Origin of the sequence: Mycolicibacterium arenosum, from assembly GCF_024320865.1 — a bacterium.
GTDB lineage: Bacteria > Actinomycetota > Actinomycetes > Mycobacteriales > Mycobacteriaceae > Mycobacterium > Mycobacterium arenosum.
On record NZ_JANDBD010000001.1, the window covers coordinates 478,476 to 491,152 of the forward strand.

14 protein-coding genes are annotated in these 12,677 nt (G+C 68.5%); 7 read left to right on the forward strand and 7 right to left on the reverse strand.

Annotated elements, in window-relative coordinates; genetic code table 11:
• Window positions 1-64: 64 nt before the first annotated feature.
• The 3 genes from NM203_RS02375 to NM203_RS02385 form a co-directional block, all read right to left on the reverse strand.
• A complete protein-coding gene (locus NM203_RS02375; protein WP_255057998.1) occupies window positions 65-1,456 on the reverse strand; it encodes an FAD-binding oxidoreductase in 1,392 nt (463 codons plus the stop codon).
• Window positions 1,453-3,105 carry an L-lactate permease gene (locus tag NM203_RS02380; RefSeq protein WP_255057999.1) on the reverse strand — a complete coding sequence of 551 codons (1,653 nt, stop codon included), beginning with the start codon at window positions 3,103-3,105 and terminating at the stop codon, window positions 1,453-1,455. Before NM203_RS02380 ends, NM203_RS02375 begins: the two co-directional genes overlap by 4 nt.
• Window positions 3,106-3,231: 126 nt before the next feature.
• Window positions 3,232-4,482, reverse strand: a complete 1,251-nt coding sequence (locus NM203_RS02385; RefSeq protein WP_255058000.1) for a multidrug efflux MFS transporter Tap — start codon at window positions 4,480-4,482, stop codon at window positions 3,232-3,234.
• A gap of 75 nt (window positions 4,483-4,557) precedes the next feature.
• On the opposite strand from NM203_RS02385, the gene NM203_RS02390 reads away from it, so the two are divergent.
• Window positions 4,558-5,373 carry a uracil-DNA glycosylase gene (locus NM203_RS02390; RefSeq protein ID WP_308212803.1) on the forward strand — a complete coding sequence of 272 codons (816 nt, stop codon included), beginning with the start codon at window positions 4,558-4,560 and terminating at the stop codon, window positions 5,371-5,373.
• Between the two features lie 81 nt (window positions 5,374-5,454).
• Complete coding sequence (locus NM203_RS02395; RefSeq protein ID WP_255058001.1) at window positions 5,455-6,507, forward strand: LLM class flavin-dependent oxidoreductase; 1,053 nt, start codon at window positions 5,455-5,457, stop codon at window positions 6,505-6,507.
• Here NM203_RS02395 and NM203_RS02400 read toward each other — a convergent pair.
• Genes NM203_RS02400 through NM203_RS02410 form a run of 3 tightly spaced genes read right to left on the reverse strand, consistent with a single transcriptional unit; the run spans window position 6,504 to window position 7,874 of the window.
• Entirely contained in the window at window positions 6,504-6,956 is a 453-nt protein-coding gene (locus NM203_RS02400) for a nitroreductase family deazaflavin-dependent oxidoreductase (protein WP_303624018.1), read from the reverse strand. The two genes, NM203_RS02395 and NM203_RS02400, sit on opposite strands and share 4 nt — an antisense overlap.
• 2 nt (window positions 6,957-6,958) lie before the next feature.
• Complete coding sequence (locus tag NM203_RS02405) at window positions 6,959-7,390, reverse strand: HIT family protein (RefSeq protein ID WP_255058002.1); 432 nt, start codon at window positions 7,388-7,390, stop codon at window positions 6,959-6,961.
• A gap of 16 nt (window positions 7,391-7,406) precedes the next feature.
• Window positions 7,407-7,874, reverse strand: coding sequence for a VOC family protein (locus tag NM203_RS02410; RefSeq protein WP_255058003.1), 468 nt, complete (start codon window positions 7,872-7,874; stop codon window positions 7,407-7,409).
• Window positions 7,875-7,978: 104 nt separating this feature from the next.
• Here NM203_RS02410 and NM203_RS02415 point away from each other — a divergent pair, with 104 nt between their 5' ends.
• From NM203_RS02415 to NM203_RS02425, 3 genes are read left to right on the forward strand one after another with little or no spacing between them, the layout of a single operon-like run.
• The gene (locus NM203_RS02415) at window positions 7,979-8,590 is read left to right on the forward strand and encodes a TetR/AcrR family transcriptional regulator (protein ID WP_255058004.1); all 612 of its coding nucleotides are present in this window, start codon (window positions 7,979-7,981) and stop codon (window positions 8,588-8,590) included.
• A complete protein-coding gene (locus tag NM203_RS02420; RefSeq protein ID WP_255058005.1) occupies window positions 8,587-9,489 on the forward strand; it encodes an SDR family NAD(P)-dependent oxidoreductase in 903 nt (300 codons plus the stop codon). The genes NM203_RS02415 and NM203_RS02420 overlap by 4 nt, the downstream gene beginning before the upstream one ends.
• A gap of 25 nt (window positions 9,490-9,514) precedes the next feature.
• A complete protein-coding gene (locus NM203_RS02425; protein ID WP_255058006.1) occupies window positions 9,515-10,333 on the forward strand; it encodes an AraC family transcriptional regulator in 819 nt (272 codons plus the stop codon).
• Window positions 10,334-10,364: 31 nt separating this feature from the next.
• On the opposite strand, the gene NM203_RS02430 is transcribed toward NM203_RS02425, so the two are convergent.
• Window positions 10,365-10,850 (reverse strand): DNA-deoxyinosine glycosylase, encoded by a 486-nt coding sequence (locus NM203_RS02430; protein ID WP_255058007.1) that lies wholly within the window; start codon window positions 10,848-10,850, stop codon window positions 10,365-10,367.
• A 264-nt stretch (window positions 10,851-11,114) separates the two neighbouring features.
• Here NM203_RS02430 and NM203_RS02435 point away from each other — a divergent pair, with 264 nt between their 5' ends.
• Both NM203_RS02435 and NM203_RS02440 read left to right on the forward strand, forming a co-directional pair.
• Window positions 11,115-11,825, forward strand: a complete 711-nt coding sequence (locus NM203_RS02435) for an MlaE family ABC transporter permease (RefSeq protein ID WP_303624124.1) — start codon at window positions 11,115-11,117, stop codon at window positions 11,823-11,825.
• On the forward strand, window positions 11,822-12,676 hold the full coding sequence (locus tag NM203_RS02440; protein ID WP_255058009.1) for an ABC transporter permease: 855 nt from the start codon (window positions 11,822-11,824) through the stop codon (window positions 12,674-12,676). Before NM203_RS02435 ends, NM203_RS02440 begins: the two co-directional genes overlap by 4 nt.
• Window position 12,677: the final 1 nt, after the last annotated feature.

Sequence of the window (12,677 nt, forward strand, 5' to 3'; positions counted from 1 at the left end):
TCCTGGCTGTCAGTACGCCCGGGTGACGACCATGGCTTCACATGCGGCGACCGCCACTGCCGGGTTAGATGGCGGCGCCGGGATTGAGGATGTTGTCCGGATCCAGCGCCGTCTTGATGCGACGGTTCAGCTCCATCGCCTCGGGTCCGAGATAGCCGGCCAACCACGGCCGCTTCAGTCGGCCGACGCCGTGCTCACCGGTGATCGTGCCGCCCAATCCGACTGCGAGGTCCATGATCTCGCCGAACGCGGTGTGGGCCCGAGCGGTCTCATCGGCGTTGGTCGGATCGAACACGATCAGCGGGTGGGTGTTGCCGTCGCCCGCGTGCGCGATCACCGAGATCAGCAGGCCGTGCTGAGCGGCGAGCTTCTCGACACCGGACACCAGGTCCGCCAGCGCGGGCAGCGGCACGCCGACGTCCTCCAGCAACAGTGACCCCTTTGCCTCGACGGCGGGGATCGCGAAGCGGCGCGCGGCGACGAACGCCTCGCCCTCCTCGGGATCGTCGGTCGAGAACACCTCCGTCGCACCGTGTTCGGTGAAGACCCTCGCCATGAACTCGGCGTCCTGCGCTCCCGCGGGGCCGCGGTCGTCCGACGCCGCGACCATCATCGCGGCGGCGTTGCGATCAAGACCCATCTTCAGCTTGTCCTCGACGGCGTTGATGGCGGTGGCGTCCATGAACTCGAGCATCGACGGCCGGATCTTCCCGGTGATCTCGACGACGGCGTCGGCGGCGGCGGCCACGTCGGCGAACGACGCGACCACCGTGCAGCCGCGGTGCTGAGCGGGCAGCAGCTTCAGCGTCACCTCGGTGACGATGCCGAGGGTGCCCTCACTGCCGACGAACAGCTTCGTCAGGCTCAGTCCCGCAACGTCTTTCAAGCGCGGTCCACCGAGTCGCACCGCGGTCCCGTCGGCCAGCACCACCTGCATGCCCAGTACGTAGTCGGTCGTGACGCCGTATTTGACGCAGCACAGCCCACCGGCGTTGGTGGCGATGTTGCCGCCGATGCTGCAGATCTCGAATGACGACGGGTCGGGCGGATACCAGAGGCCGTGCTCCGCGACGGCCTTCTTCACCTCGGCGTTGAAGAGGCCGGGTTGGGTGACGGCGGTGCGGGTCACCGGGTCGACGGTGATGTCGCGCATCCGCTCGGTCGACAGCACGATGCCGCCGTCGAGTGCGGTCGCGCCACCGGACAGGCCGGTACCGGCGCCGCGCGGGACGACAGCGACGTGGTGCGCCGTCGCCCACCGCATGACGGTCTGCACCTCTTCGGTGCGTTGCGGTCGGACGACCGCCAGCGGGGTGCCCGCGTCGGGGTCGGCGGCGCGGTCCCACCGGTAGGACTCCAGAATGTCCGGGTCGACGACCACGGTGCCGTCGGGAAGTTCGGCGATCAGCTCAGCGAGCACGTTTGCGACCACCCCGTCGATGCTACGAGGTGTCATGGCACCATCCACGACAGCACCGGTGAGGCCTGCAGGCCCGACAGCAGGCAGAGCAGGACCAGGAACCCGAGACTCCAGAGGATGACGCGGCGGAAGATGTCGCCCTCCTTGCCGTCGAGCCCGACGGCGGCGGCCGCGATCGCGAGGTTCTGCGGCGAGATCATCTTGCCCAGCACGCCTCCGGAACTGTTGGACGCGGCCATCAGCACATCGGACAGCCCGGCCTGATTCGCGGCGGTCACCTGCAGCGCGCCGAACAGCGAATTGGCTGACGTGTCGGAGCCGGTGACCGCGACGCCGAGCCAGCCGAGGATGGGCGAGAGCACCGCGAACGCTCCACCCGCCGCCGCCATCCAGGTGCCGAGTGTGATGGTCTGGCCGGACAGGTTCATCACGAACGCCAGTGCGAGCACCGTCATCACGGTCACGATCGCCCACCGCAGTTGGTGCAGCGTGGCGCCGTAGGCCTTCAGCGCCCGCGGCACCGACAGCCGCAGTGCCAGCATCGTCAACGCGCCCGCGACGAGCATCTGGGTGCCGGGGGAGGTGAGCAGGTTGAGGCTGAACTTCGTCATCGTCGACGGGTCGCCGTCGGCGTCGACGACGTGCAGACCGGGCCAGTCGACCGCCAGCGTGGCCTGGTCCAGCAGGCGATTCACCGCGGGAATCTGGCAGACCACGAAGACCGCGATGATGATCCCGTACGGCGCGTAGGCCTTGACCACGTCGGCCCGCGAGTCCCGTTCTTCGGGGGCGTCGGCGTCGGCCCCCGGCGGTGCGGGTGTATCGCCCGCACCGGAACCGACGGTGACGGCGGACCTTTCGCTGTACGACGACCGCGGCTGCCACACCTTAACCAGGGCGACGACCGCGCCGGCGGACAGCAGCGAGGCGACGACGTCGGCGAGCGGTACCGAGAGGAAGTTCGAGGTGGCGTACTGCGCGACCGCGAACACGACGCCGCACGACAGCGCCACCGGCCACGTCTCACGGATGCCGCGCCAGCCGTCGACGACCATCACCAGGGCCAGCGGGACGAACAGCGCGAGGATCGGGGTCTGGCGCCCGACCATGGCCCCGAGCGTGTCGGCGGGAAGTTCGGTGACCTTGCCGAGCGTGATGATCGGGGTGGCCATGGCACCGAACGCCACCGGCGCGGTGTTCGCGACCAGCGCCAGCACGGCCGCCTTCAGCGGCGCGAAGCCGAGGGCCATCAGCATCACCGACGTCACGGCGACCGGGGTGCCGAAACCGGCGAGCGCCTCGATCAGTGCGCCGAACGAGAACGCGATGATGATCGCCTGGATGCGCTGGTCGTCGCTGACCGAGGAGAACGAGCGTCGCAGCACGTCGAAATGGCCTGTCTCCACGGTCATCTGGTAGACCCAGATCGCGTTGATGACGATCCACAGGATCGGGAAGAAACCGAAGGCGGCACCCTCCGATCCGGCCAGCAGGGTCTGCCCGATGGGCATGCCGTAGACGACGACGGCGATCACGACGCTCACCGCCAGCGAGATGATCGACGCGACCCACGCCGTCATCTTGAGCGCCCCGAGCAGGACGAAGAGCAGGAGCAGGGGCACGGCGGCGACCAGCGCGCTCCAGGTCAGGGAGCTCGCGACGGGATCTAGGACTTGCTGGTACACGGGTCCACCTCGGTGTGGCACGGATCACATCGCGATCGGACTACCCGCGTGCGCCGCCCCGATAAACCCCGGATGCGGCGGTGATCACCGAATCGCGAACACCCGGTGGTGAACCTCCGCCACCTGTCAGATCACGTCTTTCGCCGGCGGAGGATCGTCGAGGCCGCGCAGCGCGGGCAGGAAGAGCGCGACCACGCCGAGCACCAGCATGGGCAGCGACAGGGCGAAGAACGTCTTCTCCAGGCCGGCGGTGTCGGCGAGTGGGCCGGCGATGATCAGTCCGAGCGGACCGGCCGCGTAGGCGAGTGATCCCATGACGCCGACCACTCGGCCGCGAAGGCGTTGCGGCGCATGGGTTTGCATCACGTAGTTGTAGATCGGCGCGATCGGCCCGTAGACGAACCCGACGACGGCGCACAGCACCAGGATGACGGGCAGCGGCGGCAGGAACGCGATGGTGGTCATCGCGATCCCCAGTGTCAGCAACGCGATCAGCATCGTGGTGCGACGTTTCATGTACTTCGACATCACCGCGTAGCCCAGCGCGCCGACCAATCCGCCGATCGACAACGCCATCAGCACCCACCCGAGTTGGGCGGGCTGGTTGCGATCGGTGAAGTACTTCGGGAACAGCACGCTCTCCATCGGCATGTAGAGGCCGGTGGCCGTCAGGTCGACGACGGCGAGCACACGCAGCACCTTCGACTTCCACACGAACGACAGGCCCTCTTTGACTCCCGCCCACACGTTGGACGGGAGGTTGTCGGAGTCGGGCCGGCCGGCGCCTTCGAGTTTCAGCACCCTCAGCACCGAGATCGCGCCGATCGACAGCACGAACGCGGCCGCCGTCACCCACATCGTGTTGACGCCGCCGAGCGTGGCGATCAGCAGGCCGCCGATTCCGGGGCCGACGATGTAGGCCAGGTTGAACGTGGCCTCGTACACGCTGTTCGCGTGATCGAGAGTCCAGCCGGCCCGTCCTGCCGCCTCGGGCAGCATCGTCTCGCGCGCCGTCATCCCCGCGGGGTCGAAGAACGCGCCGAGCGCTGCGAGGGCGGCGAGCACGGCGACGTTCACCGCGTCGACGCCGAACGTCAGCGCGATCACCGGAACGGCGGCCACGGACAGCGCGGAGAGCGCGTCGGAGATCATCGACACCCGCCGCCGCCCGAGGTAGTCGACGGCCGCGCCCGCGATCAGCGTCGCCACCAGCAGTGGCAGGGTGCCCGCCATCGCCACGATCGACGCGTCGAGCGCCGAACCGCTGCGCTGCAGCACCAGCCACGGGAACGCGATCATCGAGATCCCGTTGCCCGCACCCGCCATCAGTGCCGCGAACAGGATGAGCAGGACGGGGCCGTGCTTTGTGGTGCTCATGAGGTATCTCGGTGGAATCTAACAGCGGGGGTGTCCCTGGCGCGACGACATTTCCGGACGGTGCACAGTGTGGGTGTGCAACTTCCGCATCCCCGCACCGGCGCGCTGTTCGACTCACCCGTGCCCGCTGCGACCGACTGGCCGGGGGATCCCGCGCAGCCGGACACCGTCGTCGCGAAGTCCGCCGCCGGGGTGCGCGCGGCGGCCCGGCGGGCGCGGTCGGTCGCCGACGTCGACGCGGGGGTCAGCGTGTGCCGGGCCTGCCGACGGCTGGTGCGGTGGCGCGAGGACGTCGCGCTGGCCAAGCGGCGCTCCTACGAGGGCGAGCCGTACTGGGGCAGGCCGGTACCCGGCTTCGGCCCGCCGAACGCGAGGATCTGGCTGCTCGGCCTGGCACCCGCCGCGCACGGCGCCAACCGCACCGGCCGGGTGTTCACCGGTGACCGCAGCGGCGACTTCCTGTTCGCCGCGCTGCACCGGGCGGGTCTCGCGAGTTCGCCGCACAGCATCGACGCGGCGGACGGCTTGACGCTCAACGACACCCGCGTGGTCGCCGCGGTGCGCTGCGCGCCGCCGGACAACAAGCCGCTGCCCGAGGAGCGGTCGGCCTGCGCGCCCTGGCTCGACGCCGAGTGGCGGTTGCGCGGGGCGAGCGTTCGGGTGATCGTGGTGCTGGGCGGCTTCGCGTGGCGGGCGGCGTTCGACGTGCTGCGTGCCGCGGGTGCGCAGGTGCCCGTGCCGCTGCCGAAGTTCGGGCACCTCGCGACGGTCGTGGTCGACGGCGTGACGCTCATCGGCTGCTACCACCCCAGCCAGCAGAACACCTTCACCGGACGGCTCACCCCGGCTATGCTCGACGACGTCTTCCAACTCGCGATCTCGGCGTGCTGAGACGCGCAGGGCGCCGCTGAACACGCCGAAATCGCAGAAGAAGCGGGGAACGGATCGACCACTGGCAGCGTTGCACGACTAATGCGACTTTCGGTTCTCGACCTCGTTCCCGTCCGCACCGACCAGTCCACCTCGGACGCACTGGCCGCGACCCTTCGGGTGGCCCAGACCGCCGACAACCTCGGCTACACGCGCTACTGGCTGGCCGAACACCACAACATGCCCGCGGTCGCGGCGACCAGTCCGCCGGTGCTGATCGGGTACCTCGCGGGCCAGACCTCGCAGATCCGTCTCGGGTCGGGTGGTGTCATGCTGCCCAACCACGCTCCGCTGGCGGTCGCCGAGCAGTTCGCGCTCCTCGAAGCCGCCGCGCCGGGGCGCATCGACCTCGGCCTCGGCAGGGCCCCCGGCAGCGATCCGGTGACGTCGATCGCGTTGCGCGGGCCTGCGGGCCGGGGTGACGAGGATGTGGAGCGCTTCCCGCAGTACCTCGACGACGTCGTCGCGCTGATGAGCGCGCAGGGCGTCTCGGTGTCGCTGCAGGGCCGAAACCTGTTAAACCAGAACTACATCCTGAAGGCGACGCCCGCGGCGGCGAGCGAGCCGCGACTGTGGCTGCTCGGCTCGTCGATGTACTCGGCGCATCTCGCGGCGGCCAAGGGGCTGCCGTACGTGTTCGCCCACCACTTCTCGGGGCAGGGCACCGAGGAGGCGCTCACGGTGTACCGCAGCGAGTTCCGGCCCAGCGACCTGGCCGCCGAACCGACGACGTTCATGACGGTCAACGCGTCCGTCGCGCCGACGCGAGCGGAAGCCGAAGCCCTCATGCTGCCGAACCTGCACATGATGGCCTGGCTGCGCACCGGTCAGCCGCTGCGTCCGCTCGACCTGGTCGAGGATGCCCGGACCCGTGTGCTGACGCCGCAGCAGGAGGCCGTCGTCGCCTCGGGTCTGACGAGGGCGATCATCGGAACGCCCGCCGAGGCCGCCGCTCAGGTGCGCGAACTGGCCGAGCGCTTCGGCGTCGACGAGGTGATGGTGAACCCCGTCGCGTCGGCCTACCGCGGCACCGACCCGGCGACCGCGCCCGGTCGGGAGCAGACGCTGGAACTGCTCGCCAAGGAGCTGTTCTAAGGAGTCAGCGCGACGATGGGGATCGGCCGCGTGGTGCGCTTCTGATACCCCTCGTAGACGTGATTGTTGTTGTCGTTGACCAGCTTCCAGCGGCGGGCGTAGTCGGGGTCCGCCGGGGTGATGATCGTCGCCGTTACGGGAAATCGCTTGGCCCCGACGTTGATCTCGACCTTCGGGTTGGCCTTGGCGTTGAAGTACCAGCCCGGCGCCTTGGGTGCGCCGCCCATGGATGCGACGACGAGGTAGGCGTCGCCGTCCTTGGCGTAGCTCAGCGAGTTCGTCCGCTGGGCACCGGTCTTGGCGCCGACGGTGTGCAGCATCAGAATCGGAGCGGTGAAGGGGATGCGGTGACCGATGCGGCCGCCGGTCGCCTTGTAGATCCGGTCGTGCAACTTCAGCAGGGGATACCCGATGAGGCGTTCGAAGACGGGCATGTGCTCGGTACTCATGATCACTCCTTGACGTCGAGTTCGGCCAGCGCGTCGCGCAGGATGCGTCCCGTCGCCTCGCGGTCGGGGTCGCGGCGGATCACCAGCCCCTTGGCGAACGACAGCTTGTCGCCTGCGTGTCGCGGCGCGACGTGCAGGTGGATGTGGAAGACGCTCTGGAACGCGGCCTTCCCGTCGTTGACGGCGATGTTGCAGCCGTCGGCCTTCAACTCGGAGTCGCGCGCGGCCAGGCCGATGCGCTGGCCGATGCGGATGAGGTCGGCGAGCGTCGACGGCGGGGTGTCGGTGAGGTCGACGGTGTGCTTCTTCGGGACCACCAGGGTGTGACCCCTGACGATCGGCCGGATGTCGAGGAACGCCAGGTAGTCGTCGTCCTCGTAGATGCGCACCGCCGGAGCGTCACCGCCGACGATCGCGCAGAACACACATGACATGGGCCCACCGTAGCGCCTAGAGGTTGTCCTTCGACCACTCGGCGAGGCGCCTGTCACGCTCGTCGGCGTCGACCTCCTCGACGCGGGTCATCACCGCCCAGCGTTGTCCGAACGGGTCGACGATCGACGCGAATCGATCACCGGTCACGAACGTCTGCACGTCCTCGCGGATGGTCGCCCCGGCGTTCTTGGCACGGGCGACGACGTCATCGACGTCCGCGCAGTACAGCACCACGGAGTGGGTCACGGTCTCGCCGGGTTCGATCGCGGCAAGGCCGTAGTCGGCGTTCGGATCGGACAGTTGCAGGCGCCCGGTCCCGAAATCGAGTTCGGCGTGGGCGATCGTGCCGTCGCCGGCGTCCATCTTCTCCACGACGTCGGCGCCGAACACCGACGTGTAGAACTCGATGGCCTTCGCGGCGCCGTCGATGACGAGGAACGGGGTCAGGCTGGTGTAGCCCCGGGGAATCGGTTGCACGGTCATGTCTCCAGCCTGGCCGCGGCCCGGCCGCGACCGCTTGGAAAAACGCGCCATTCGCCACTTGTCTGCTAGTGTGTCTGTAACGATCCTTACAGAGAGGTCGAAGGGTGAGCACCAAGCGGCAGCGGCAGGGCGAGAGCTCGCGCGAGCTGATCCTCGACGTCACCGAACGCCTGATGGCGACGAAGGGTTACGCGGCGACGTCCGTCAGCGACATCCGCGCGGGGTGCGGACTGCCCGCCAGCTCCATCTACTGGCACTTCGGCTCGAAGCAGGGAGTGCTCGCCGCCGTCATGGAGCGCGGTGCGGAGCGCTTCTTCGGCGCGATTCCGCGGCACGGCGACGCGGCGCCCGATATCGAGGCTCAACTCGCCGCGACCGCGAAACTGCTCGCCGAGCACCCCGAATTCCTACGGCTGGTGTACCTGCTGGCGCTCGAGCGCAATGAGGACCCTGACGTCGCAGCCGCAGTGCGACGGGTGCGCGGCACCGCGGCCGCGGGCTTCCGCGCTGCGATCGCCACCCTGCTGCCGCCCGACGTGCCGCCGGACCGGGCCGACCACGCGCTCGACGAGCTCACCGCGCTTGCGATGGCGATCTCCGACGGCGTGTTCATCGCCGACCACGTGGAGCCGGATGCCACCGACATCGAACGGATGTACCGACGGCTGCTGCAGTCCGTCACCGCACTGCTGCCGATCCTCCTGGAGGAAGAATGACCACCCGTACCGTCATCGTCACCGGAGCCAACGCAGGCCTCGGATTGGAGTGTGCCCGAAACCTTCTGGAGCGCGACGACTCCTGGCACGTCGTCCTCGCGGTGCGCAACCCCGAACTGGGCACGGCGGCGATCGCCGAACTCGGTGCGCCGGAACGCTGCTCGGTGATCCGGGTGGATCTGGCGTCGCTCGCCTCCGTGCGCGACTTCGTCACGGCGTTCGCGGCGGCGGGCCTGCCACCGCTGCACGCCGTCGTGTGCAACGCGGGATTACAGACGACGACCACCAAGTTCACCGCTGACGGCGTCGAAATGACCTTCGGTGTCAACCATCTCGGACACTTCGAGCTCGTCACGGGACTGCTCGACCACCTCGCCGCACCGGGCCGGATCGTCGTCGTGGCCAGCGGAACGCACGACCCGCAGAAGTTCACCGGGATGCCCCACCCGGACTACACCTCGGCTGAGGACCTCGCGTACCCGGCCGCCGACGCGTCGGCCGACGGCAGACGCCGGTACACCACCTCGAAACTGTGCAACGTGCTGTTCGCCTACGAACTGGACCGGCGGCTGGGGCGGGGCGCTCGCGGCATCACCGTGACCGCGTTCGACCCCGGCCTGATGCCCGCGTCGGGGCTCGCTCGCGACTACTCGCCGGCGATGCGGTTGGTCTGGCGCATCATCGGACCGATGCTGCGCGTGCTTCCCAACGTCAACACCACCCGCACATCCGGCCGCAGGCTCGCCGCTCTGGCCGTCGACCCGGCGTTCGAGGGTGTCACCGGCCGGTACTACGAGGGCGTCAAGGAGATTCGATCCTCACCGGACTCCTACGACGAGGCCAAGGCCGCGGACCTGTGGCGGACCAGTGAACGGTTGGTGCAGAGCAGCACGGCGTGACGGGGCCGCTCGTAGGCTGAGGCGGATGGACGACACCTCCGGCGAACCGCAACTCGGCCTCGTCGGCCGCGGCCGCACGGGCGAGTTGTTCGATCTCGCGCGCTGGGCGCCGTCTGACGGCGCTGCTCGCTGGATCGAGCACTTCTGGTCGGTGACATGGGATCTGCGCGGTAAGCCGGCCTTCGACAGCACCGTGATCACGTTCCCGAGCATGCACCTCACCCGCGAATGGGGGACCGACTCGCCCCGGCACGGACATCCGCTGCCCGCGTCGCTGCTTCACGGCGTCGTCGACCACGTGTTCACCACCACGCTGTCCGAGGCCGGCGCGGTCGTGGGATGTCGCTTTCGTCCGGGTGGCTTCGCGGCGAGGTTCGATCGGACCGCAGGCGAGTACACCGGACGAGTGGTGCCGGTCGACGATGAGTTGTTCGGGGCGCCAGTCGACTTCGTCGACGACGTCACCCTTACCGCCGCGCGGATGGACGACGCCGTCGCCGCGCACCGCGCCGACGAACCGGCGGCCTATCCGGAACTGTTGCGTCTGATGGACCGCATCCGCGACGACGCGGGCATCCGGCGGGTGGCCGATGTCATGACGCACTCGCCGTGGAGCACGCGCACGACGCAGCGGGTGTTCACCTCGTTCGTCGGCGTCCCGGTCGAGTGGGTGGTCCGACGCTACCGGCTGCAGCACGCCGCGCTGGAGTTGGAGACGAACCCGGACGTGGACGGCGCCGGCCTGGCGGTCCGCCTGGGGTGGTACGACCAGGCGCACTTCATCAACGACTTCCGCGCGATGCTGGGCTGCACCCCTGGCGAGTACGCCGCACGGCACTCCTGATCAGCCAGCCGGCTGCGTGCGGCGTCTCCTGCTAGGAGCCCGACAGCACGCGCCACAGTTCGAGCTTGGCGGGCAGCGACATCGCCGCCGCACCGCTGCTCGAGGTCAGTCGAATCGCGGGGAGGGGCAGCGCGACGTGCCGCTGGTACAGGTCGAGCGCCGTCGACCCGTTGAGGAAGACCCGTTCGATACCGGGGTTCTCGTCGAGCAGCGAGCCGAAGTCGTTGATCACCAGCGAGTTCCGGTCGATCTTGTGGTCCATGCTGCCCGACCGACGGCAGCTGTGCACGACGTCCCAGAGTGCGACGCCGTGGCTCGTCACCTCGGCGAGCCGGTCCGGGTACGGCAGGTCGGCGGCGAAGCCGAAGACGGCACCGAGCAGCGGCCAGAACTGATTGCGCCGATTCGCGTAGTACTCGCCCGTCTCCAGCGATCGCTCGCTGGGGAAGGACCCGAGGATGAGCACCCGTGCGTCGGACCCGACCACGGGCGGCAGTCCCACCCGCACAGGCTCCACGAATCCCACCTTAACGGGCGGTCCGGCGTGGCGAAATCGCCCGATCGGGGTCCAAAGTCACCTCAATTCCGCCGTTGGTCCTCGAAGTCGGAGAACCCGGGGGCTCCGCTGTACCCCCGATGTAACACTCACCTCCTACTGACGGCACGTCCGTGGGAGGGATATCAGGCCCTCGACGGAGATATTCAGGCGGGGAGGTCTCGAGTAGTGGCCACCGCCAACGTAATCGGGAAGCCGCTGCGTGCGTTCGGCGGCTTCTACGCCATGGCTCTCGACACGTTCGCGGCGATGTTCCGACCGCCTTTCGCCTGGCGTGAGTTCATCTCTCAATCATGGTTCGTCGCGCGCGTGTCGATTGTGCCGACGTTGTTGTTGACCATCCCGTACACGGTGCTGCTGACGTTCATCGAAACCATCCTGCTCGGCGAAATCGGTGCCGCCGACTTCTCCGGTACGGGGGCGGCCCTCGGCACGGTGCGACAGATCGGGCCCATCGTGACGGTGTTGGTGGTGGCCGGAGCCGGCGCCACCGCGATGTGCGCCGATCTGGGTGCGCGGACGATTCGGGAGGAGCTCGACGCACTGCGGGTGATGGGCATCGATCCCATTCAGGCGCTCGTCGTCCCCCGAGTGCTGGCCGCCACCGTCGTGTCGCTGGCGCTGTCCGCCACCGTGATTCTCGTCGGACTCTCCGGCGCCTACTTTTTCGTCGTCTACATCCAGAATGTCTCGCCGGGTGCCTTCGCCGCCGGTCTGACCCTGATCATCGGTGCCACCGACGTGGTGATCGCACTGGTGAAGGCGGCGCTGTTCGGGCTCTCGGCCGCGCTGATCGCCTGCTACAAGGGGATTTCCGTACGTGGCGGGCCGGCCGGGGTCGGTAACGCGGTGAACGAAACCGTGGTGTTCACCTTCATGGCGCTGTTCGCGATCAACATCGTCGCAACGGCCGTCGCGATCAAGATCACGCTATGACCATCGCCAGACCGCACTCCCAGTTGCCCTGGCTGAAGAGCCGGTTCCGCGGCGTCGCCGGAGCCTGGAATCACATTGGAACGCAAACCAAGTTCTACGGCCGCACGCTGAGCTCGATGCACTACGTGTTGGTCCACTACCGGGTCGAGTTGATTCGGATCATCGCCCAGATGGGCCTCGGGGCGGGCGCGCTCATCATCATCGGCGGCACCGTCGCGATCGTGGGCTTCCTGACCGTGACCACGGGCGCGTTGGTGGCGGTACAGGGGTTCAGCGACTTCTCCGAACTCGGTGTGGAAGCCCTGACGGGGTTCGTGTCCGCCTACTTCAACGTGCGCCTGATCGCGCCGGCCACCACCGCCATCGCGCTGTCCGCCACCATCGGCGCCGGAGCCACCGCGCAACTCGGCGCGATGCGGATCAACGAGGAGATCGACGCGCTCGAGGTGATGGGCATCCGCAGCGTGGCGTTCCTCGCCTCGAGCCGGGTCATCGCGGGATTCCTCGTGGTCATCCCGCTGTACTGCGTGGGCGTGCTGATGGCGTTCTGGGCGGCGCGGTTCGGCACCACCGTTCTCTACGGGCAGTCGACTGGTGTCTACGACCACTACTTCAAGACGTTTCTGAACCCGACCGACCTGATGTGGTCCTTCGGCCAGTGCATCGCCTTGTCGGTGGTGATCATGCTCGTGCACACCTACTACGGCTTCACCGCTCGAGGTGGGCCCGCGGGAGTGGGGGAGGCCGTCGGGCGGGCAGTGCGCTCGTCGCTGATCGTCTCGGCCTTCGTCCTGGTGATGCTCTCTCTCGCGGTGTACGGCAAGTCCGGCAACTTCAACCTGGCCGGGTGAC